This window comes from Hungatella sp. SL.1.14, from assembly GCF_024460495.1.
Classification (GTDB): Bacteria; Bacillota; Clostridia; order Lachnospirales; family Lachnospiraceae; genus Hungatella; species Hungatella hathewayi.
On the sequence record NZ_JANFYJ010000095.1, the window covers coordinates 1 to 662 of the forward strand.

General features: G+C 52.0%; 1 pseudogene. It reads right to left on the reverse strand.

Features of this window, described 5'->3' with window-relative positions:
* Positions 1-662: pseudogene (locus tag NE473_RS30085) on the reverse strand (hypothetical protein); the annotation flags it as partial.

Below are 662 nucleotides of genomic sequence, written 5' to 3' on the forward strand. Positions count from 1 at the left end.
GAAACATTTATACCGCGCTTCCAGGCTGATTTCTACGGCAGGATTAACCGCAAACGTCCCGTCAGCGCCGGCCACAGCCTCCGAGATATAACCGGTGTTTAGATATGCCTTCCCTGTCTCCTGACGCGGAAGGAAGTACTGTGTCGGCTGCACATCTGTATAATCTCTGGCTGTCATGGCGTAAGATTGTTTGGCCTTCTTATCCAGAACCGCTCCGGCATGGCTGAAATACACCTCATTGTCAGATGCTGCCTCCATGTCCGGTACAAAACTTGATTTCATAAAGATATTTCCGCTCCGGTCCTGATAGAGGATACAGCGCCCGGCATTAGCAATTAATTGCAGCGCTTCCTTATGGGATACCACCGGCATCGGATTGCATACCGACACGTCCTTTAAATAGTTGTCCAGCCAATATGTCCGGCTGTCCACGCCGGCGTCCTTCAGCACATCAACGGCCAGATCATACAGGCTGATTCCTTCCGACCGATACTCTCCCTTATAATAGGTTCCGTCCATGCTTTCAAAGCGGTCCGTTGCAGTAAAGCTCATTTCTTCATCATCTGCTGACCATTCCCTGAGATACACCGTTGCACCCGGCAGCCACTCCACCGTCCCGTTATCCAGTTCCTGGCCGTACAGAACCTTGACCTCCTGCCCGG